We start from the raw sequence: 19,961 nt of genomic DNA on the forward strand, positions 1-19,961 counted from the left end.
CCTTTTTTATTTCAAGTCTTTTCTATTTTAAAACATTCATGTTATAATGGATAAATATGAAGAATCGGAGTGAGAATATGAAGTACAAACGAATCGTCTTTAAGGTAGGGACCTCCTCCTTGACAAATGAAGACGGGAGTTTATCAAGAAGTAAAGTAAAGGTAATTACCCAGCAATTAGCTATGTTGCATGAAGATGGACATGAGTTGATTTTGGTGTCATCTGGGGCAGTAGCGGCAGGGTTTGGAGCTTTGGGCTTTAAAAAACGTCCGACCAAGATTGCAGATAAGCAGGCTTCGGCCGCAGTAGGCCAAGGTTTGCTCCTAGAAGAATACACAACCAACCTCCTCATGCGCCAAATCGTTTCTGCACAAATCTTGTTGACACAGGATGATTTTGTAGATAAGCGTCGCTATAAGAATGCCCATCAGGCCTTGTCTGTATTGCTTCATCGTGGAGCGATTCCCATCATCAATGAAAATGACAGTGTCGTCATTGACGAACTCAAGGTGGGTGATAATGACACTCTGAGTGCCCAGGTAGCGGCTATGGTGCAGGCAGACCTTTTGGTTCTCTTGACGGATGTGGACGGTCTCTATACTGGAAATCCCAACTCAGATCCAACAGCCAAGCGTTTGGAGAAAATTGAGACTATCAATCGTGAGATTATTGATATGGCTGGTGGAGCTGGTTCGGCAAACGGTACTGGGGGTATGCTGACAAAAATCAAAGCGGCTACGATCGCAACGGAGTCAGGGGTACCAGTCTATATCTGCTCGTCCATGAAATCAGATGCCTTGATTGAGGCAGCTGAAGAAACTAGGGACGGTTCCTTCTTTGTTGCGCAAGAGAAGGGACTTCGTACTCAGAAACAATGGCTGGCTTTCTATGCTCAAAGTCAAGGAACGATTTGGGTAGATGGTGGAGCTGCAGAAGCACTTTCAAAAAACGGAAAAAGTCTCCTTTTATCAGGTGTGGTAGAAGTGGAAGGGAATTTCTCTTACCATGATATTGTCACAGTAGCAGATAAAGAAACAGGTCAATCTCTTGGAAAGGGACGTGTCCAATTTGGCGTTTCAGCCCTAGAAGATATGCTCCGTTCTCAAAAAGTCAAGGGAGTCTTGATTCACCGTGATGACTGGATTTCCATCACTCCTGAAATCCAGCTACTCTTTACAGAATTTTAGAGGTGAACGATGGTAAGTACACAAGAACAATTTGAACAAGTACAAGCTGTTAAAAAATCAATCAATACTGCCAGTGAAGCAGTGAAAAACCAAGCCTTGCTAGCCATGGCAGATCATTTATTGGCAGCTACTGAGGAGATTTTAGTGGCAAATGCCCTCGATATGGAAGCGGCTAAGGGGAAAATCTCAGATGTTATGCTAGACCGTCTTTATTTGGATGCGGGACGTATAGAAGCGATGGCAAGAGGGATTCGTGAAGTGGTTGCTTTACCAGATCCTGTCGGTGAAGTCCTAGAAACAAGTCAGCTTGAAAATGGCTTGGTTATCACCAAAAAACGGGTGGCCATGGGGGTTATTGGTATTATCTATGAAAGCCGTCCAAATGTGACGTCGGATGCGGCTGCCTTGGCTCTCAAGAGTGGTAATGCAGTCGTTCTTCGTAGTGGTAAGGACGCCTACCAAACTGCTCATGCCATTGTCACAGCTTTGAAGAAGGGCTTGGAGACGACTACCATTCATCCAGATGTGATTCAACTAGTGGAAGATACCAGCCGAGAAAGTAGCTATGCCATGATGAAGGCCAAGGGCTATCTAGACCTTCTCATTCCTCGTGGAGGGGCTGGCTTGATCAATGCGGTGGTTGAGAATGCCATTGTACCCGTTATCGAGACAGGAACTGGGATTGTCCATGTCTATGTAGATAAGGATGCAGACGAAGACAAAGCTTTAGCTATCGTCAACAATGCTAAAACCAGCCGTCCTTCTGTCTGCAATGCCATGGAGGTCTTGCTGGTTCATGAAGACAAGGCAGCAAGCTTCCTTCCTCGTTTGGAGCAAGTGCTGGTTGCAGATCGAAAAGAATCTGGACTGGAACCAATTCAATTCCGTCTGGATAGCAAAGCAAGTCAGTTTGTTTCAGGTCGAGCAGCTGAGGTCCAAGACTTTGATACTGAGTTTTTAGACTATGTTCTTGCTATTAAGGTTGTGAGCAGTTTAGAAAAAGCGGTTGCGCATATTGAAGCCCACAGTACCCATCATTCGGATGCGATTGTTACGGAAAATGCTGACGCTGCAGCTTACTTTACAGATCAAGTGGACTCTGCAGCAGTTTATGTTAATGCATCAACACGTTTCACTGACGGTGGGCAGTTTGGTCTCGGGTGTGAAATGGGGATTTCTACTCAGAAACTGCATGCGCGTGGTCCAATGGGCTTGAAAGAGTTGACTAGCTACAAGTATGTGGTTACTGGTAACGGACAGATAAGGGAGTAAGAGATGAAGATTGGATTTATCGGTTTGGGGAATATGGGAGCTAGCTTGGCCAAGGCTGTCTTGCAGGCCAAGACGGGTGCTCAGATTCTCCTTGCCAATCGTAGTCAAGCGAAAGTAGATGCTTTCATTGCCAACTTTGGAGGTCAGGCTTCCAGCAATGACGAAATCTTCGCAGAAGCAGATGTGATTTTTCTAGGTGTTAAGCCTGCTCAGTTTTCTGAACTGCTTTCTCAATACCAGACCATCCTTGAAAAACGAGAAAGTCTTCTTTTGATTTCCATGGGGGCTGGATTGACCTTAGAAAAACTGGCTAGACTTCTTCCCAGTCACCACCGAATCATTCGCATCATGCCCAATACTCCAGTGGCTATCGGCCAAGGAGTGATTAGTTATGCCATGTCAGCAAACTGTCGTGCTGAGGACAGTGAACTCTTTTGTCAATTATTAGCCAAGGCTGGTCTTTTGGTTGAGTTGGGAGATAGTTTAATCGACGCGGCGACAGGTCTCGCAGGTTGTGGACCAGCTTTTGTTTATCTCTTTATCGAGGCTTTGGCAGATGCGGGTGTACAGACAGGATTACCACGAGAAATGGCTTTGAAAACGGCAGCCCAGACAGTAGTCGGCGCTGGACAAATGGTCCTCGAAAGTCAGCAACATCCTGGAGTATTGAAAGACCAAGTTTGTAGCCCAGGAGGTTCGACTATCGCTGGTGTAGCCAGTCTGGAAGAACATGCCTTTAGAGGCACGGTCATGGGCGCAGTTCATCGAGCCTATAAACGAACACAAGAACTAGGTAAATAAGAGGTTGGATGACTCCCAGCCTCTTTTATGGTCGAATGAATGGAGAAGACGCAAAAAGATTGTCACAAAAACCTATTTTTTTGATAGAATAGAAGGTAGAAAAAAAGAAATGAGTTAGACATGTCAAAAGGATTTTTAGTCTCTCTTGAGGGACCAGAGGGAGCAGGAAAAACCAGTGTTTTAGAGGCTCTGCTCCCAATTTTAGAGGAAAAAGGAGTAGAGGTGATGACGACCCGTGAGCCAGGTGGAGTCTTGATTGGGGAGAAGATTCGTCAAGTGATTTTGGATCCAAGTCATACTCAGATGGATCCTAAAACAGAGCTTCTTCTTTATATCGCTAGTCGCAGGCAGCACTTGGTGGAAAAAGTTCTTCCAGCACTTGAAGCTGGTAAGTTGGTCATTATGGACCGCTTCATCGATAGTTCCGTTGCTTATCAGGGATTTGGTCGTGGCTTGGATATTGACGCCATTGACTGGCTCAATCAGTTTGCGACAGATGGCCTCAAACCCGATTTGACACTTTATTTTGACATTGAGGTGGAAGAAGGACTGGCTCGCATAGCTGCTAATAGCAATCGTGAGGTCAATCGTTTGGACTTGGAAGGGTTGGACTTGCACAAAAAAGTCCGTCAAGGCTACCTTTCTCTTCTGGACAGAGAAGGGAATCGTATTGTCAAGATTGATGCCAGTCTTCCTTTGGAGCAAGTTGTGGAAACGACCAAGGCTGTCTTGTTTGAGAGAATGGGATTGGCAAAATGAAACAAGAACAACTAAAGGCTTGGCAACCAGACCAGTTTGACCGCTTTGTCCGTATTTTAGAACAAGACCAGCTCAATCACGCCTATCTCTTTTCAGGTTTCTTTGGAAGTTTGGAAATGGCACAATTTTTGGCTAAGAGCCTCTTTTGTAGGGATAAGGTAGGCGTTTTACCATGTGAGAAATGCCGAAACTGCAAGCTGATTGAACAGGAAGAATTTCCCGATGTTACTTTAATCAAGCCAGTCAATCAGGTCATCAAGACAGAACGGATTCGAGAATTGGTGGGTCAGTTTTCCCAAGCAGGGATTGAAAGCCAGCAACAGGTCTTTATCATCGAGCAGGCGGAGAAAATGCATCCCAACGCAGCCAATTCCCTGCTCAAGGTCATTGAAGAACCTCAGAGTGAAGTTTACATTTTCTTCTTGACTAGCGATGAGGAAAAGATTTTACCGACCATCCGTAGTCGGACTCAGATCTTCCATTTTAAAAAGCAAGAAGAAAAGCTTATCTTGCTCTTAGAACAAATGGGACTGGTTAAGAAAAAGGCGACTCTTTTAGCCCAGTTTTGTCAGTCACGAGCTGAAGCAGAAAAGTTGGCAAACCAGGCAATTTTTTGGACCTTGGTGGATGAAAGTGAACGCCTGCTGACCTGGTTAGTAGCCAAGAAAAAAGAGAGTTATTTGCAGGTAGCTAAATTAGCCAGCTTGGCGGATGACAAGGAAAAACAAGATCAGGTCTTGCGAATCCTCGAAGTGCTCTGTGGACAGGATCTCTTGCAAGAAAGGATTCGACAGATTCTGCAAGATTTGCTAGAAGCTAGAAAAATGTGGCAAGCCAATGTTAGTTTTCAAAACGCCATGGAATATCTGGTCTTGAAAGAAATATAAACTCAAAAATAAACGATAAAGAAAGGAAAGGGCTGGTTTATGGACAAAAAAGAATTATTTGATGCACTAGACGATTTTTCCCAACAGCTACTAGTGACCTTAGCCGATGTGGAAGCCATCAAGAAAAACCTCAAGAGCTTGGTAGAGGAAAATACAGCTCTTCGTTTGGAAAATTCTAAGTTGCGCGAACGCTTGGGTGAGGTGGAAGCAGATGCTCCCATCAAGGCCAAGCATGTTCGTGAAAGCGTCCGTCGGATCTATAAAGACGGATTTCATGTATGTAATGATTTTTATGGGCAACGCCGAGAGCAGGACGAAGAATGTATGTTCTGTGACGAGTTGTTGTACAGGGAGTAGGCATGCAGATTCAAAAAAGTTTTAAGGGACAGTCTCCCTATGGCAAGCTTTACCTAGTAGCAACGCCGATTGGCAATCTGGATGACATGACCTTTCGTGCTATCCAGACCTTGAAAGAGGTGGACTGGATTGCTGCTGAGGACACGCGCAATACTGGTCTTTTACTCAAACATTTTGACATTTCCACTAAGCAGATTAGTTTTCATGAGCACAATGCCAAGGAAAAAATTCCTGACTTAATTGGACTCTTGAAAGCAGGGCAAAGTATTGCTCAGGTATCCGATGCGGGTCTGCCTAGCATCTCGGATCCTGGTCACGATTTAGTCAAGGCAGCCATCGAGGAAGAAATTGCGGTTGTGACTGTTCCAGGTGCCTCTGCAGGAATTTCTGCCTTGATTGCCAGTGGTTTAGCGCCACAGCCACATATCTTTTATGGTTTTTTGCCGAGGAAATCAGGTCAGCAGAAGCAATTTTTTGACTTGAAAAAAGACTATCCTGAAACTCAGATTTTCTATGAATCCCCTCATCGTGTGGCAGATACTTTGGAAAATATGTTAGAAGTCTACGGTGACCGCTCGGTTGTCTTGGTCAGGGAATTGACCAAAATCTATGAAGAATACCAACGCGGTACCATTTCTGAGTTATTAGAAAGCATCGCCGAGACGCCGCTCAAGGGTGAATGCCTACTCATCGTTGAAGGTGCTAGTCAGGATATGGAAGAAAAAGACGAGGAAGATTTGTTCTTAGAAATCCAAGCTCGTATCCAGCAAGGCGTGAAGAAAAATCAAGCCATAAAGGAAGTTGCGAAACTCTACCAGTGGAATAAAAGCCAGCTCTACGCTGCCTATCACGACTGGGAAGAGAAACAATCCAACGACTAAACAGGGAAGTTTTCCTTCTTCCCTTTTTTTGTTATACTAGTAAAAGAAAAATTAGAAAGATTTGTGGGTGTCAAATAGTCTAGTAGCTTGTTTTTATTTGGACTTAGTTTCCACCCAAAGAGGTATTAGTGTCGTGTCTCAATCTTATATCAATGTTATCGGAGCAGGTTTGGCAGGGTCTGAAGCTGCTTATCAAATTGCAGAACGTGGTATTCCAGTTAAACTCTATGAAATGCGTGGTGTCAAGTCAACACCCCAGCACAAAACAGACAATTTTGCAGAGTTAGTTTGTTCCAATTCCTTACGTGGGGATGCTTTGACCAATGCTGTCGGTCTTCTCAAGGAAGAAATGCGTCGCTTGGGTTCTGTCATCTTGGAATCTGCTGAAGCTACACGTGTTCCTGCGGGCGGTGCCCTTGCGGTGGACCGTGACGGTTTCTCCCAAATGGTGACCGAAAAAGTAGCCAACCACCCCTTGATTGAGGTGGTTCGTGATGAAATTACAGAATTGCCGACCGATGTTATTACAGTTGTCGCTACTGGTCCTTTGACCAGCGATGCCCTAGCTGAAAAGATTCATGCCCTTAATGACGGCGATGGTTTCTATTTCTACGACGCGGCGGCGCCGATTATCGACGTTAACACAATCGATATGAGTAAGGTCTATCTCAAGTCTCGTTATGACAAGGGAGAGGCGGCCTACCTCAATGCTCCAATGACCAAGCAAGAGTTTATGGATTTCCATGAAGCCTTGGTCAATGCGGAAGAAGCACCGCTCAATTCCTTTGAAAAAGAAAAATACTTTGAAGGATGTATGCCTATCGAAGTCATGGCCAAGCGTGGCATTAAAACCATGCTTTATGGTCCGATGAAACCAGTCGGTCTGGAGTATCCAGACGACTACACAGGCCCTCGTGACGGGGAGTTCAAAACACCGTATGCAGTTGTCCAGCTTCGTCAGGATAATGCGGCTGGTAGCCTCTACAATATCGTCGGTTTCCAGACCCACCTCAAATGGGGAGAGCAAAAGCGTGTCTTCCAAATGATTCCAGGTCTTGAAAATGCTGAGTTTGTCCGTTATGGAGTCATGCACCGCAATTCTTACATGGATTCACCAAATCTCCTTGAACAGACTTACCGTTCTAAGAAACAACCAAATCTTTTCTTTGCTGGTCAGATGACGGGTGTGGAAGGCTATGTTGAGTCAGCAGCTTCAGGCTTGGTTGCAGGTATTAACGCGGCTCGACTCTTCAAGGGTGAAAGTGAAGCTATTTTCCCAGAGACAACAGCGATTGGAAGTCTGGCTCATTACATTACTCATGCAGATAGCAAGCATTTCCAACCGATGAATGTCAATTTCGGAATTATCAAGGAATTGGAAGGCGAGCGTATCCGTGATAAGAAGGCTCGTTATGAAAAAATTGCAGAGCGTGCTCTTACTGACTTAGAGGAATTTTTAACGGTCTAATTTTTTTCAAAGAATTGCTCATGATACTATAAAAATCTTAGAAATTGTGATAAAATAGGTAGGATAAAAAAAGGAGAGTAAAAATGGCGAATCCCAAGTATAAACGTATTTTAATCAAGTTATCAGGTGAAGCCCTTGCCGGTGAACGTGGCGTAGGGATTGATATCCAGACAGTTCAAACAATCGCAAAAGAGATTCAAGAAGTTCATAGCTTAGGTATCGAAATTGCCCTTGTTATTGGTGGAGGAAATCTCTGGCGTGGGGAACCTGCTGCAGAAGCAGGAATGGACCGTGTTCAGGCAGATTACACTGGAATGCTTGGGACCGTGATGAATGCTCTTGTGATGGCAGATTCATTGCAACAAGTTGGTGTCGATACGCGTGTGCAAACTGCCATTGCGATGCAACAAGTGGCAGAACCTTATGTACGTGGACGTGCCCTTCGCCACCTTGAAAAGGGTCGTATCGTTATCTTTGGTGCTGGGATTGGTTCACCTTACTTCTCAACAGATACAACAGCAGCCCTTCGTGCAGCTGAAATCGAAGCGGATGCCATCCTTATGGCTAAAAATGGCGTAGACGGTGTTTACAATGCCGATCCTAAGAAAGACAAGACAGCTGTTAAGTTTGAAGAATTGACCCACCGTGATGTTATCAATAAAGGTCTTCGTATCATGGACTCAACTGCCTCAACCCTCTCTATGGACAACGACATTGACTTGGTTGTCTTTAACATGAACCAACCAGGCAACATCAAACGTGTCGTATTTGGTGAAAATATCGGAACAACAGTTTCAAACAATATCGAAGAAAAGGAATAAGAAAGATTATGGCTAACGCAATTGTAGAAAAAGCTAAAGAGAGAATGACCCAATCTCATCACTCACTTGCTCGTGAATTTGGAAGTATTCGTGCTGGTCGTGCTAACGCAAGCTTGCTGGATCGTATCCACGTAGAATACTATGGAGTAGAAACTCCTCTTAACCAAATCGCTTCTATCACTATTCCAGAAGCTCGTGTTTTGTTGGTATCGCCATTCGACAAGTCTTCATTGAAAGACATCGAACGTGCCTTGAACGCTTCTGATCTTGGTATTACACCAGCTAATGACGGATCTGTGATCCGCTTGGTTATCCCAGCTCTTACAGAGGAAACTCGTCGTGACCTTGCCAAAGAAGTGAAGAAGGTCGGTGAAAATGCTAAAGTAGCTATTCGTAACATCCGTCGTGATGCTATGGACGAAGCTAAGAAACAAGAAAAAGCAAAAGAAATCACTGAAGACGAATTGAAGACTCTTGAAAAAGACATTCAAAAAGTAACAGACGATGCTGTCAAACACATCGACGACATGACTGCCAATAAAGAAAAAGAACTTTTGGAAGTCTAAAAATAAACAAAAAAACTCAGTTGGCATTGCTGGCTGAGTTTTATTCGAAAGAAGGAAATATGAATACAAATCTTGCAAGTTTTATCGTTGGACTCATCATCGATGAAAATGACCGTTTTTACTTTGTGCAAAAGGATGGTCAAACCTATGCACTTGCCAAGGAAGAAGGTCAACATACAGTAGGAGATACGGTTAAAGGTTTTGCCTACGCGGATATGAAGCAAAAACTCCGTCTGACAACCTTAGAAGTGACTGCCACTCAGGAACAATTTGGTTGGGGAACCGTAACAGAAGTTCGTAAAGACTTGGGTGTCTTTGTGGATACAGGTCTGCCTGATAAGGGAATCGTTGTGTCACTCGATATTCTCCCTGAACTTAAGGAACTCTGGCCTAAGAAAGGTGATAAACTTTACATCCGTCTTGAAGTGGATAAAAAAGACCGAATCTGGGGGCTCTTGGCTTATCAAGAAGACTTCCAACGTCTAGCTCGTCCTGCATATAACAACATGCAGAACCAAAACTGGCCAGCAATTGTTTATCGCCTCAAGCTGTCAGGAACTTTTGTTTACCTGCCAGAAAATAACATGCTTGGCTTTATCCATCCTAGCGAGCGCTATGCAGAGCCACGTTTGGGTCAAGTTTTAGATGCGCGTGTCATTGGTTTCCGCGAGGTTGACCGCACTCTGAACCTTTCTCTCAAACCACGTTCTTTTGAGATGTTGGAAAATGATGCACAGATGATTTTGACTTACTTGGAAAGCAATGGCGGTTTCATGACCTTGAATGATAAGTCTTCTCCAGAGGACATCAAGGCAACCTTTGGCATTTCTAAAGGTCAGTTCAAGAAAGCACTCGGTGGCTTGATGAAGGCTGGCAAAATCAAGCAAGACCAGTTTGGTACAGAGTTAATCTAGGGAGACTTATGAGAAAATCATTTTACACTTGGCTCATGACTGAGCGCAATCCTAAAAGTAACAGTCCCAAAGCCATCCTGGCAGACCTCGCTTTTGGAGAGTCAGCCTTCCCAAAACACACGGGTGATTTTGATGAGGTGAGTCGCTTTTTGGAGGAACATGCCAGTTTCTCTTTCAACCTAGGGGATTTTGATGCCATCTGGCAAGAATATTTAGAACACTAGAGACAATGAGATGAGGCTAGTATTTTAGTGTTCTCTTTGCTATAATAAAAAGAAATAAAAGGATTAGAGAGGTTCTTTATTTGAAGGAACATTCAATAGACATTCAACTGAGTCATCCAGATGACCTGTTTCATCTTTTTGGTTCCAATGAGCGCCATCTTCGTTTGATGGAAGAAGAGCTTGATGTTGTGATTCATGCTCGTACAGAGATTGTGCAGGTTTTGGGAGAAGAAGCTGCATGTGAGGAAGCCCGTCAGGTTATCCAAGCCTTGATGGTCTTGGTGAATCGTGGGATGACCCTTGGTACGCCAGATGTGGTGACGGCTATTAGCATGGTTAAAAACGATGAAATCGACAAGTTTGTCGCCCTTTACGAAGAAGAAATCATCAAGGACAATACTGGGAAACCTATTCGTGTCAAAACCTTGGGTCAAAAGCTTTATGTGGACAGTGTCAAACAGCATGATGTGACCTTTGGAATCGGACCTGCAGGGACAGGGAAGACCTTTCTCGCAGTGACCTTGGCAGTGACAGCCCTCAAACGTGGTCAGGTCAAGCGGATTATCCTGACTCGTCCAGCGGTGGAAGCAGGAGAGAGTCTTGGATTTCTTCCGGGTGATCTCAAGGAGAAGGTGGATCCTTACCTTCGACCTGTTTATGATGCCTTGTATCAGATTCTTGGTAAAGACCAAACGACTCGTCTTATGGAGCGTGAAATCATAGAAATCGCGCCCCTCGCCTACATGCGTGGACGGACCTTGGATGATGCCTTTGTCATTCTCGATGAGGCGCAAAATACGACCATCATGCAGATGAAGATGTTCTTGACTCGTTTAGGTTTTAATTCTAAGATGATTGTCAATGGAGATATCAGTCAGATTGACCTTCCGCGTAACGTCAAGTCAGGTTTGATTGATGCCCAAGAAAAGCTCAAGAACATTCACCAAATTGACTTTGTTCATTTTTCAGCTAAGGATGTGGTTCGCCATCCAGTTGTCGCTCAAATTATCCGAGCCTATGAACCAGCTCCGGCTAAAAATGAAGAAAAGAAGGAAGAGACAGAATAACAAAAGAAGAGCAGTTCCATTTGAACTGCTCTTTTTCTTTTTATCGAGTATTTAGCTTTAAACAAGTTCGTCGATAAACGTATGATCTTTATTGAGGCCTTGAGCAACTGGGAGGCTGGTCAAGTAACCTTGATAAGTGGTTACACCTTGACGCAAGCCCTCATCTTCAGCAATTGCTTGTGCGAATCCTTTGCCAGCCAAAGCATCGATATAAGGAAGAGTGACATTGGTTAGGGCGATGGTTGAAGTACGGGCAACCGCACCAGGGATATTGGCAACGGCATAGTGGAGAACACCGTGTTTCTCATAGACAGGTTCATCGTGCGTTGTCACACGGTCAGCTGTCTCGATAACGCCACCTTGGTCAACGGCAACGTCAACGATGACAGAGCCTGGACGCATTTGTTTGACCATCTCATCTGTCACTAATTTCGGAGCCTTGGCACCAGGGATGAGAACTGCACCAATCACCACATCAGCATCTCTCACACTTGCTTCGATGTTGAATGAATTGGACATAAGAGTTTGGATTTGGTTTCCAAAGACTTCTTCTAGAACTGAGAGTCGTTTGGCACTGATATCTAAAATAGTCACTTGAGCACCGAGTCCAAGGGCAATGCGGGCAGCATGTGTACCGACGACACCACCACCGATGATGGTTACTTTTCCTTTTGAAACACCTGGTACACCACCTAGTAGGACACCAGAGCCACCAGCTTGCTTAGTAAGGAAGTGAGCTCCGATTTGAACCGCCATACGACCTGCAACCTCACTCATAGGAACGAGGAGAGGTAGTTGTCCTTGATTATCACGAACAGTTTCATAGGCAATTCCTGTTGTTTTGGCTGCTAACATAGCATCTGCTAATTCTGGAGCAGCTGCCATGTGCAAGTAGGTGAAGAGGAGAAGATCATTACGCAAATAACCGTATTCAGAAGCTAGTGGTTCTTTTACTTTCACGACTAATTCGGCAGCCCATGCTTCAGCAGCAGTAGCGACAATCTCAGCTCCTTGCTTTTGATAGTCAGCATCAGTAAATCCTGAACCGAGACCAGCATTTGTTTCGATGAGGACACGATGTCCACGACTAACTAAACTATGGACGCCAGCAGGAGTGAGGGCAACGCGGTTTTCATTATTTTTAATTTCTTTTGGGATTCCGATTAACATAGAGATAACCTACCTTTCAATTGACGGGATTGTTTTAGTTGTCACATTTCGGTTCATAAACCAAAAATGTGATGGTTTTATTGTATATGAAACCGCTTCAAAAATCAAGAAAAACTTGTCATCCAAATTTATTTATGCTAGACTAGTGAGAATCAAGATTTAATGGAGGGAAAAGTATGGAATCAATATTTGTGAAATTTGCCCAGTATCCATCTATAGAAACGGAGCGTTTATTGCTCCGACCTGTAACCTTGGATGATGCGGAAGCTATGTTTCAGTATGCCTCAGACAGAGAAAATACACACTACACTTTTCCAACAAATCAAAGCTTAGAAGAAACCAAGAACAACATCGCTCAGTACTACTTGGCCAATCCCTTGGGACGCTGGGGAATCGAACTAAAAAGCAATGGTCAGTTTATCGGAACCATTGACTTACACAAGATTGATCCTGTTCTGAGGAAGGCAGCTATTGGCTACATTATCAATAAAAAGTATTGGAATCAAGGATTGACGACAGAAGCCAATCGTGCGGTGATTGAGCTGGCTTTTGAGCAGATAGGCATGAACAAGTTGACTGCCCTTCACGATAAGGATAATCCCGCATCAGGCAAGGTCATGGAGAAATCAGGTATGCGTTTTTCCCACGAAGAACCTTATGCCAGAATGGACAAAAAAGAGCCAGGACGAATCGTCACAAGAGTTCATTATGTCTTGACCAAGGAAGACTATTTTGCAAATAAATAAGCAGTTGAAAAGAAATTTTCGACTGTTTTTTCTTCCTCTTACGAATAATCTAAGAGAGGAGAAAATATGGAAGCAATTATCGAGAAAATCAAAGAGTATAAAATCATTGTCATCTGTGCAGGTTTGGGTCTGGCCTTAGGCGGCTTTTTCTTGTTAAAACCAACTTCACAAACACCTGTGAAAGAAACAAATTTACAGGCAGAAGTTGCATCTGTTTCAAAGGATTCAACTTCTGAAAAAGAAGTGAAGAAGGAAGAAAAGGAAGAGTCTCCTGAACAAGATTTGATTACAGTAGATGTCAAAGGTGCTGTTAAATCGCCAGGGATTTATGATTTGCCAGTAGGGAGTCGGGTTCATGATGCCGTTCAGAAAGCTGGTGGATTGACAGAGGGGGCAGATAGCAAATCGCTAAATCTCGCTCAGAAAGTCAGTGATGAGGCTCTTGTCTATGTTCCAACTAAGGGAGAAGAAGCAGCTAGTCAGCAGGCTGCCTCTGAAACGACTCCCTCGACAAGTAAAGGAAAGAAGGTCAACCTCAATAAAGCTAGTCTGGAAGAACTCAAGCAGGTCAAGGGACTGGGTGGCAAACGAGCTCAGGATATTATTGACCATCGTGAGGCAAATGGCAAATTCAAGTCGGTAGATGAACTCAAGAAAGTCTCTGGCATTGGCGCTAAGACCATAGAAAAGCTAAAAGATTATGTCACAGTGGATTAAGAATTCCCCTATCCCCCTAATCTATCTGAGTTTTCTGTTACTCTGGCTTTACTATGCCATTTTTGGAGCGTCCTATCTCGCACTGCTAGGTTTTGTTTTTTTGCTTGTCTGTCTCTTTTTCCAATTTCCTTGGAAATCGGCTAGAAAAGTTCTAGCGATTTGTGGAGTTTTTGGATTTTGGTTTCTGTTTCAAACTTGGCAACAGACACAAGCTAGTCAAAACCTAGTGGATTCTGTTGAGAGGGTGCGGATTTTGCCTGACACTATTAAGGTCAATGGAGATAGTCTGTCCTTTCGGGGCAAGGCTGAAGGCCTCACCTTCCAAGTTTACTATAAACTCCAGTCCGAGGAAGAGAAAGAGCACTTTCAGGCCTTAACAGATCTTCATGAGATTGAACTAGAAGGAAAACTGTCCGAGCCAGAAGGGCAGAGGAATTTTGGTGGATTTGACTACCAAGCCTATCTGAAAACTCAAGGGATTTACCAGACACTGACTATCAAGAGCATCCAGTCACTTAAAAAAGTTAGCAGTTGGGATATAGGTGAAAATTTGTCGGCTTTACGTCGAAGGGCTGTAGTTTGGATCAAGACGCACTTTCCAGACCCCATGCGCAACTATATGACGGGGCTCTTGCTGGGACATTTGGACACGGACTTTGAGGAGATGAATGAGCTTTATTCCAGTCTAGGAATTATCCATCTCTTTGCCTTGTCGGGTATGCAGGTGGGCTTTTTCATGGATGCCTTTAAGAAACTCCTCTTACGATTGGGCTTGACCCAAGAAAAGTTGAAGTGGCTGACTTATCCCTTTTCTCTTATCTATGCTGGTCTGACAGGATTTTCAGCATCGGTCATTCGCAGTCTCTTGCAAAAGTTACTGGCCCAACATGGCTACAAGGGCTTGGATAATTTTGCCTTAACAGTCCTTGCCCTCTTTATCATCATGCCCAACTTTTTCTTGACAGCTGGAGGGGTTTTGTCCTGTGCCTACGCCTTTATCTTGACCATGACCAGCAAAGAAGGGGAGGGGCTCAAGGTTGTTGCCAGAGAAAGTTTGGTCATTTCTTTGGGAATATTGCCCATTTTATCCTTTTATTTTGCAGAATTTCAGCCTTGGTCTATCCTTTTGACCTTTGTATTTTCCTTTCTGTTTGATGTGGTCTTTTTGCCACTTTTGTCCATCTTATTTATTCTGTCTTTTGTTTACCCAGTCACTCAGTTTAACCTTGTCTTTGAGTGGTTGGAGAACATCATTCGCTTGGTGTCGCAGCTGGCAAGCAGGCCCCTGGTCTTTGGTCAACCCAACGCATGGCTGTTGATTCTACTGTTAGTTTCATTAGCCTTAGTCTATGACATGAGGAAAAACATTAAAAGACTAGCAGGATTTAGTCTCTTTATTGTGGGTCTCTTTTTCCTGACCAAGCATCCACTTGAAAATGAAATTACCATGCTGGATGTTGGGCAAGGGGAGAGTATTTTCCTACGGGATGTAACTGGGAAAACCATTCTCATAGATGTAGGTGGTAAGGCAGAATCTGATAAGAAAATCGAGGCTTGGCAAGAAAAGTCGACGACCAGCAATGCCCAGCGTACCTTGATTCCCTATCTTAAAAGTCGAGGAGTAGATAAGATTGACCAGCTGATTTTGACCAATACAGACAAGGAACATGTTGGTGATTTACTGGAGGTGACTAAGGCTTTCCATGTTGGGGAGATTTTAGTATCAAAAGGAAGTCTGACACAGAAGGAATTTGTAGCGGAACTAGAAGCAAGTCAAAACAAGGTACGTAGTGTGGCAGCTGGGGAGAATTTCCCGATTTTTGGCAGTTACTTAGAAGTCCTATCTCCAAGGAAGATTGGAGATGGGAATCGTGATGATTCTCTGGTTCTTTATGGAAAACTCTTAGATAAGCACTTTCTCTTCACAGGAAATTTGGAGGAAAAAAGAGAGAAGGATTTGCTGAAGCAATATCCTGACCTAGAGGTGGATGTCTTGAAAGCAGGCCAACATGGTGCTAAAACCTCATCAAATCCAGCTTTCCTAGAAAAAATCAAACCACAAATTACTCTCATTTCAGTCGGAAAGAGCAATCGTACGAAACTTCCCCATCAGGAAACCTTGACACGACTGGAAAGTATCAAGAGTAAAATTTACCGAACTGACCAGCAAGGGGCTATCCGCTTTACAGGGTGGAATAGTTGGAGAATTGAAACGGTTCGATAAAATAGACAAACTTTTCGAAAAATTGACTTTTTATCTTGACAAGGGATAGAAAACTTGGTATCATATAAAAGTTGAGAAAAGCAGAAGTGAGAGCTTCTCGCCTTGTGACATCAAGTTGCCTGGCCCTACGGATGAAAAGTTTCTAAGAAACGCTATCATAACGTGCGGGCTTGTATTATTATTACGAGTCCGCTATTGTTTTTCTCTAATAATAAAAAAGAGGTGAAAACCATAGCAAAGCAAGACTTATTCATCAATGATGAAATTCGTGTACGTGAAGTTCGCTTGATCGGTCTTGAGGGAGAACAGCTAGGCATCAAGCCACTCAGCGAAGCGCAAGCATTGGCTGATAGTGCAAATGTTGACTTAGTATTGATTCAACCCCAAGCAAAACCGCCTGTTGCTAAAATTATGGACTACGGTAAGTTCAAATTTGAGTATCAGAAAAAGCAAAAAGAACAACGTAAAAAACAAAGTGTTGTTACTGTGAAAGAAGTTCGTCTGAGTCCAACTATTGACAAGGGTGACTTTGACACAAAACTTCGCAATGCACGCAAGTTCCTTGAAAAAGGAAATAAAGTTAAGGTATCCATTCGCTTTAAAGGGCGTATGATCACCCATAAAGAGATTGGTGCAAAAGTTTTAGCCGAGTTTGCTGAAGCAACACAAGATATTGCAATCATCGAACAACGAGCTAAGATGGATGGACGCCAAATGTTCATGCAGTTGGCGCCAGCAACTGACAAAAAATAATTGTCAGAAAGTTAAATAAAGGAGAAAAAATCATGCCAAAACAAAAAACACACCGCGCATCAGCTAAACGTTTCAAACGTACAGGTTCTGGTGGACTTAAACGTTTCCGTGCTTACACTTCTCACCGTTTCCACGGAAAAACTAAGAAACAACGTCGTCATCTTCGTAAAGCATCTATGGTGCATTCAGGAGATTTCAAACGTATCAAAGCAATGCTTACTCGCTTGAAATAATAGCCTAACAGTAAGTAAACAATTCTAGGAAATATTTGGAGGAAATAAAACATGGCACGTGTTAAAGGTGGCGTTGTATCACGCAAACGTCGTAAACGTATTCTTAAATTAGCAAAAGGTTACTATGGAGCTAAACACATCTTGTTCCGTACTGCAAAAGAACAAGTAATGAACTCTTACTACTATGCATACCGTGACCGTCGTCAGAAAAAACGTGACTTCCGTAAATTGTGGATCACTCGTATCAATGCGGCAGCTCGTTTGAACGGACTTTCATACTCACAATTGATGCATGGTTTGAAATTGGCTGAAATCGAAGTTAACCGTAAAATGCTTGCTGACTTGGCTGTTAACGATGCAGCAGCTTTCACAGCACTTGCAGATGCAGCTAAAGCAAAACTTGGTAAATAATAATTGATAAGACTGGAACAGGATTGTCCCAGTCTTTTTAAAAATAAAGGAGAATATATGGCTTCAAAAATGTTACACACTTGCTTGCGAGTAGAAAACCTTGAAAAATCAATCGCATTTTATCAAGATGCTTTTGGATTTAAAGAATTGCGTCGCAGAGATTTTCCAGATCATGCTTTTACCATTGTCTATCTAGGACTTGAGGGGGATGACTACGAGTTGGAGTTGACCTATAACTACGATCACGGTCCTTACGTGGTGGGAGATGGCTTTGCCCATATCGCTCTTAGCACACCTGACCTTGAGGCCCTACATCAAGAACATAGCGCTAAAGGCTATGAGGTGACAGCCCCTAATGGACTTCCAGGAACTCAACCAAACTATTACTTTGTCAAGGATCCTGATGGCTACAAGGTCGAAGTCATTCGTGAAAAATAATCCAGTGAAGTCAAGTAGAATGTTCGTTTTCTACTTGACTTTTTTTCTTTGAAAGGGTATACTAATACAAATTTAACCTTTAAGGGGAGTCCAGAGAGACTCACAAGGTGTCAGATAAAAGGACTAGGGGAATCTCTGTGCGGATTTTTTAAGTGTGCGCATGAGTTCTAGCCTAACCCAACTGAGGCCTTGCATTAGCAAGGTCTTTTCTTTATCTGCTTCCCTTAAAATTTAAGGAGGAAAATCATGAATCCCACATGTAAGAAGCGTTTGGGTGCCATTCGTTTGGAAACCATGAAGGTGGTCGCACAAGAGGAAATTGCGCCAGCAATCTTTGAACTAGTCCTAGAAGGGGAGATGGTTGAAGCCATGCGAGCCGGCCAATTTCTTCATCTGCGTGTGCCTGATGACGCCCATCTCTTGCGCCGCCCTATTTCAATTTCGTCTATTGACAAAGCAAACAAGCAGTGTCACCTCATTTATCGGATTGAGGGGGCTGGGACAGCTATTTTTTCAACCTTAAGTCAGGGAGATACTCTTGATGTGATGGGGCCTCAGGGAAATGGTTTTGACTTGTCTGATTTAGACAATCAGAGCCAAGTTCTACTCGTTGGTGGTGGGATTGGTGTTCCACCCTTGCTTGAGGTGGCTAAGGAATTGCATGCGCGTGGGGTGACAGTAGTGACAGTCCTCGGTTTTGCGACTAAGGATGCTGTTATTCTCGAAACCGAATTGGCCCAATATGGTCAGGTCTTTGTAACGACAGATGATGGTTCTTATGGCATCAAGGGAAATGTTTCTGTTGTTATCAATGATTTAGACAGTCAATTTGATGCGGTTTACTCATGTGGGGCACCTGGAATGATGAAGTACATCAATCAAACCTTTTATGATCACCCAAGAGCCTACTTATCTCTGGAATCTCGTATGGCTTGTGGGATGGGTGCTTGCTATGCCTGTGTTCTAAAAGTCCCAGATAGTGAAACCGTCAGCCAACGTGTCTGTGAAGATGGCCCTGTTTTCCGCACAGGAACAGTTGTATTATAAGGAGAAAGTCATGACTACAAATCGTTTACAAGTTTCTCTCCCTGGTTTGAATTTGAAAAATCCAATTATACCAGCATCAGGCTGTTTTGGTTTTGGTCAAGAGTATGCCAAGTACTATGATTTAGACCTTTTAGGCTCCATTATGATCAAGGCGACGACACTTGAACCCCGTTTTGGTAATCCAACTCCTAGAGTAGCTGAGACCCCTGCTGGTATGCTCAATGCAATCGGATTGCAAAATCCAGGTTTAGAAGTTGTTTTAGCTGAGAAATTGCCTTGGCTGGAAAGAGAGTATCCTACGCTTCCTATCATCGCAAATGTTGCAGGCTTTTCAAAACAAGAGTACGCTGCCGTTTCTCGAGGAATTTCCAAGGCAGCAAATGTAAAAGCTATCGAGCTTAATATCTCTTGTCCGAATGTGGATCACGGCAATCATGGACTTTTGATTGGGCAAGATCCTGACTTGGCTTATGAAGTGGTAAAGGCAGCTGTGGAAGCCTCTGATGTGCCAGTCTATGTCAAGCTTACTCCTAGTGTAACAGATATTGTCACCGTCGCCAAAGCCGCAGAAGATGCAGGGGCAAGTGGCTTAACCATGATCAATACTCTAGTCGGTATGCGCTTTAACCTCAAAACTCGCAAACCAATCTTGGCCAATGGAACGGGTGGAATGTCTGGCCCAGCAGTTTTTCCAGTAGCCCTCAAACTCATCCGACAAGTTGCCCAAACAACAGACCTGCCCATCATTGGAATGGGAGGAGTGGATTCGGCAGAGGCTGCACTAGAAATGTATCTGGCTGGAGCGTCTGCCATCGGAGTTGGAACAGCCAACTTTACCAATCCTTATGCCTGTCCTGATATCATCGAAAATTTACCAAAAGTCATGGACAAATATGGCATTAGCAGTTTGGAAGATCTCCGTAAGGAAGTCAAAGCCAGTCTGAGATAAGCTAGGTCTTCCTTATTGTCAACAAGAAATAGAATCTTCATCAATTTGTAATATTTCCGTCTATTAACT

At 43.6% G+C, this 19,961-nt stretch carries 23 protein-coding genes and 1 other annotated feature; of the genes, 22 read left to right on the forward strand and 1 reads right to left on the reverse strand.

From position 1 onward, the window contains the following. Positions 1-77: 77 nt before the first annotated feature. The 13 genes from proB (at position 78) to M1F74_RS02185 (ending at position 11,204) form a co-directional block, all read left to right on the forward strand. On the forward strand, positions 78-1,187 hold the full coding sequence (gene proB / locus M1F74_RS02125) for a glutamate 5-kinase (protein ID WP_247946158.1): 1,110 nt from the start codon (positions 78-80) through the stop codon (positions 1,185-1,187). Between the two features lie 9 nt (positions 1,188-1,196). Further along, positions 1,197-2,459 (forward strand): glutamate-5-semialdehyde dehydrogenase, encoded by a 1,263-nt coding sequence (locus tag M1F74_RS02130; RefSeq protein WP_247946159.1) that lies wholly within the window; start codon positions 1,197-1,199, stop codon positions 2,457-2,459. Positions 2,460-2,462: 3 nt separating this feature from the next. Further along, positions 2,463-3,260 (forward strand): pyrroline-5-carboxylate reductase, encoded by a 798-nt coding sequence (gene proC, locus M1F74_RS02135; RefSeq protein WP_247946160.1) that lies wholly within the window; start codon positions 2,463-2,465, stop codon positions 3,258-3,260. Between the two features lie 120 nt (positions 3,261-3,380). Beyond that, the gene (gene tmk, locus M1F74_RS02140) at positions 3,381-4,019 is read left to right on the forward strand and encodes a dTMP kinase (protein WP_009730013.1); all 639 of its coding nucleotides are present in this window, start codon (positions 3,381-3,383) and stop codon (positions 4,017-4,019) included. Then, on the forward strand, positions 4,016-4,906 hold the full coding sequence (locus M1F74_RS02145; protein ID WP_247946161.1) for a DNA polymerase III subunit delta': 891 nt from the start codon (positions 4,016-4,018) through the stop codon (positions 4,904-4,906). Before tmk ends, M1F74_RS02145 begins: the two co-directional genes overlap by 4 nt. Positions 4,907-4,945: 39 nt before the next feature. Beyond that, a complete protein-coding gene (yabA, locus tag M1F74_RS02150) occupies positions 4,946-5,263 on the forward strand; it encodes a DNA replication initiation control protein YabA (RefSeq protein WP_247946162.1) in 318 nt (105 codons plus the stop codon). A gap of 2 nt (positions 5,264-5,265) precedes the next feature. Further along, on the forward strand, positions 5,266-6,144 hold the full coding sequence (rsmI, locus tag M1F74_RS02155; protein WP_247946163.1) for a 16S rRNA (cytidine(1402)-2'-O)-methyltransferase: 879 nt from the start codon (positions 5,266-5,268) through the stop codon (positions 6,142-6,144). Between the two features lie 133 nt (positions 6,145-6,277). Beyond that, positions 6,278-7,612, forward strand: a complete 1,335-nt coding sequence (gene trmFO / locus M1F74_RS02160; RefSeq protein WP_000083710.1) for a methylenetetrahydrofolate--tRNA-(uracil(54)-C(5))-methyltransferase (FADH(2)-oxidizing) TrmFO — start codon at positions 6,278-6,280, stop codon at positions 7,610-7,612. An 83-nt stretch (positions 7,613-7,695) separates the two neighbouring features. Then, positions 7,696-8,433, forward strand: coding sequence for a UMP kinase (gene pyrH, locus M1F74_RS02165; RefSeq protein ID WP_000002996.1), 738 nt, complete (start codon positions 7,696-7,698; stop codon positions 8,431-8,433). Positions 8,434-8,441: 8 nt separating this feature from the next. Further along, complete coding sequence (gene frr, locus M1F74_RS02170) at positions 8,442-8,999, forward strand: ribosome recycling factor (protein WP_247946164.1); 558 nt, start codon at positions 8,442-8,444, stop codon at positions 8,997-8,999. A gap of 59 nt (positions 9,000-9,058) precedes the next feature. Beyond that, positions 9,059-9,913, forward strand: coding sequence for a CvfB family protein (gene cvfB / locus M1F74_RS02175; RefSeq protein ID WP_247946165.1), 855 nt, complete (start codon positions 9,059-9,061; stop codon positions 9,911-9,913). 8 nt (positions 9,914-9,921) lie between these two features. Then, the gene (locus M1F74_RS02180; RefSeq protein WP_001232090.1) at positions 9,922-10,137 is read left to right on the forward strand and encodes a YozE family protein; all 216 of its coding nucleotides are present in this window, start codon (positions 9,922-9,924) and stop codon (positions 10,135-10,137) included. Positions 10,138-10,217: 80 nt separating this feature from the next. After that, positions 10,218-11,204, forward strand: coding sequence for a PhoH family protein (locus M1F74_RS02185; RefSeq protein WP_247946166.1), 987 nt, complete (start codon positions 10,218-10,220; stop codon positions 11,202-11,204). A gap of 57 nt (positions 11,205-11,261) precedes the next feature. On the opposite strand, the gene ald is transcribed toward M1F74_RS02185, so the two are convergent. After that, positions 11,262-12,374: an alanine dehydrogenase gene (gene ald, locus M1F74_RS02190; protein ID WP_247946167.1), complete on the reverse strand. Its 1,113-nt coding sequence runs from the start codon at positions 12,372-12,374 to the stop codon at positions 11,262-11,264. A gap of 176 nt (positions 12,375-12,550) precedes the next feature. Between ald and M1F74_RS02195 the strand changes: the two genes are divergently transcribed. The 9 genes from M1F74_RS02195 (at position 12,551) to M1F74_RS02235 (ending at position 19,892) form a co-directional block, all read left to right on the forward strand. Beyond that, a complete protein-coding gene (locus M1F74_RS02195) occupies positions 12,551-13,120 on the forward strand; it encodes a GNAT family N-acetyltransferase (protein WP_000443758.1) in 570 nt (189 codons plus the stop codon). A 66-nt stretch (positions 13,121-13,186) separates the two neighbouring features. Next, positions 13,187-13,837 carry a helix-hairpin-helix domain-containing protein gene (locus M1F74_RS02200; protein ID WP_000387314.1) on the forward strand — a complete coding sequence of 217 codons (651 nt, stop codon included), beginning with the start codon at positions 13,187-13,189 and terminating at the stop codon, positions 13,835-13,837. Continuing rightward, entirely contained in the window at positions 13,821-16,061 is a 2,241-nt protein-coding gene (locus M1F74_RS02205) for a DNA internalization-related competence protein ComEC/Rec2 (protein ID WP_247946168.1), read from the forward strand. Before M1F74_RS02200 ends, M1F74_RS02205 begins: the two co-directional genes overlap by 17 nt. Positions 16,062-16,133: 72 nt before the next feature. Next, positions 16,134-16,268 (forward strand) — a sequence feature (ribosomal protein L20 leader region). A 15-nt stretch (positions 16,269-16,283) separates the two neighbouring features. Further along, positions 16,284-16,814, forward strand: a complete 531-nt coding sequence (gene infC, locus M1F74_RS02210) for a translation initiation factor IF-3 (RefSeq protein ID WP_000848184.1) — start codon at positions 16,284-16,286, stop codon at positions 16,812-16,814. A 32-nt stretch (positions 16,815-16,846) separates the two neighbouring features. Further along, positions 16,847-17,047, forward strand: coding sequence for a 50S ribosomal protein L35 (gene rpmI / locus M1F74_RS02215; RefSeq protein WP_001125942.1), 201 nt, complete (start codon positions 16,847-16,849; stop codon positions 17,045-17,047). Positions 17,048-17,098: 51 nt separating this feature from the next. Beyond that, entirely contained in the window at positions 17,099-17,458 is a 360-nt protein-coding gene (gene rplT / locus M1F74_RS02220; protein ID WP_000124830.1) for a 50S ribosomal protein L20, read from the forward strand. 57 nt (positions 17,459-17,515) lie between these two features. Then, positions 17,516-17,896 (forward strand): lactoylglutathione lyase, encoded by a 381-nt coding sequence (gene gloA, locus M1F74_RS02225; RefSeq protein WP_000157150.1) that lies wholly within the window; start codon positions 17,516-17,518, stop codon positions 17,894-17,896. A 246-nt stretch (positions 17,897-18,142) separates the two neighbouring features. Continuing rightward, on the forward strand, positions 18,143-18,943 hold the full coding sequence (locus M1F74_RS02230) for a dihydroorotate dehydrogenase electron transfer subunit (protein ID WP_057488996.1): 801 nt from the start codon (positions 18,143-18,145) through the stop codon (positions 18,941-18,943). Next, positions 18,906-19,892, forward strand: a complete 987-nt coding sequence (locus tag M1F74_RS02235) for a dihydroorotate dehydrogenase (protein WP_247946169.1) — start codon at positions 18,906-18,908, stop codon at positions 19,890-19,892. Before M1F74_RS02230 ends, M1F74_RS02235 begins: the two co-directional genes overlap by 38 nt. The last annotated feature ends 69 nt before the right edge of the window (positions 19,893-19,961 follow it).

This window comes from Streptococcus oralis (assembly GCF_023109315.1).
Classification (GTDB): Bacteria; Bacillota; Bacilli; order Lactobacillales; family Streptococcaceae; genus Streptococcus; species Streptococcus oralis_BS.

Bases quoted from the DNA above. Each gene is read 5' to 3' on its own strand.
- proB (WP_247946158.1), top strand. From the start codon at position 78: ATGAAGTACAAACGAATCGTCTTTAAGGTAGGGACCTCCTCCTTGACA.
- M1F74_RS02130 (WP_247946159.1), top strand. From the start codon at position 1,197: ATGGTAAGTACACAAGAACAATTTGAACAAGTACAAGCTGTTAAAAAA.
- proC (WP_247946160.1), top strand. From the start codon at position 2,463: ATGAAGATTGGATTTATCGGTTTGGGGAATATGGGAGCTAGCTTGGCC.
- tmk (WP_009730013.1), top strand. From the start codon at position 3,381: ATGTCAAAAGGATTTTTAGTCTCTCTTGAGGGACCAGAGGGAGCAGGA.
- M1F74_RS02145 (WP_247946161.1), top strand. From the start codon at position 4,016: ATGAAACAAGAACAACTAAAGGCTTGGCAACCAGACCAGTTTGACCGC.
- yabA (WP_247946162.1), top strand. From the start codon at position 4,946: ATGGACAAAAAAGAATTATTTGATGCACTAGACGATTTTTCCCAACAG.
- rsmI (WP_247946163.1), top strand. From the start codon at position 5,266: ATGCAGATTCAAAAAAGTTTTAAGGGACAGTCTCCCTATGGCAAGCTT.
- pyrH (WP_000002996.1), top strand. From the start codon at position 7,696: ATGGCGAATCCCAAGTATAAACGTATTTTAATCAAGTTATCAGGTGAA.
- frr (WP_247946164.1), top strand. From the start codon at position 8,442: ATGGCTAACGCAATTGTAGAAAAAGCTAAAGAGAGAATGACCCAATCT.
- cvfB (WP_247946165.1), top strand. From the start codon at position 9,059: ATGAATACAAATCTTGCAAGTTTTATCGTTGGACTCATCATCGATGAA.
- M1F74_RS02180 (WP_001232090.1), top strand. From the start codon at position 9,922: ATGAGAAAATCATTTTACACTTGGCTCATGACTGAGCGCAATCCTAAA.
- ald (WP_247946167.1), bottom strand. From the start codon at position 12,374: ATGTTAATCGGAATCCCAAAAGAAATTAAAAATAATGAAAACCGCGTT.
- M1F74_RS02195 (WP_000443758.1), top strand. From the start codon at position 12,551: ATGGAATCAATATTTGTGAAATTTGCCCAGTATCCATCTATAGAAACG.
- M1F74_RS02200 (WP_000387314.1), top strand. From the start codon at position 13,187: ATGGAAGCAATTATCGAGAAAATCAAAGAGTATAAAATCATTGTCATC.
- M1F74_RS02205 (WP_247946168.1), top strand. From the start codon at position 13,821: ATGTCACAGTGGATTAAGAATTCCCCTATCCCCCTAATCTATCTGAGT.
- rpmI (WP_001125942.1), top strand. From the start codon at position 16,847: ATGCCAAAACAAAAAACACACCGCGCATCAGCTAAACGTTTCAAACGT.
- rplT (WP_000124830.1), top strand. From the start codon at position 17,099: ATGGCACGTGTTAAAGGTGGCGTTGTATCACGCAAACGTCGTAAACGT.
- gloA (WP_000157150.1), top strand. From the start codon at position 17,516: ATGGCTTCAAAAATGTTACACACTTGCTTGCGAGTAGAAAACCTTGAA.
- M1F74_RS02230 (WP_057488996.1), top strand. From the start codon at position 18,143: ATGAATCCCACATGTAAGAAGCGTTTGGGTGCCATTCGTTTGGAAACC.
- M1F74_RS02235 (WP_247946169.1), top strand. From the start codon at position 18,906: ATGGCCCTGTTTTCCGCACAGGAACAGTTGTATTATAAGGAGAAAGTC.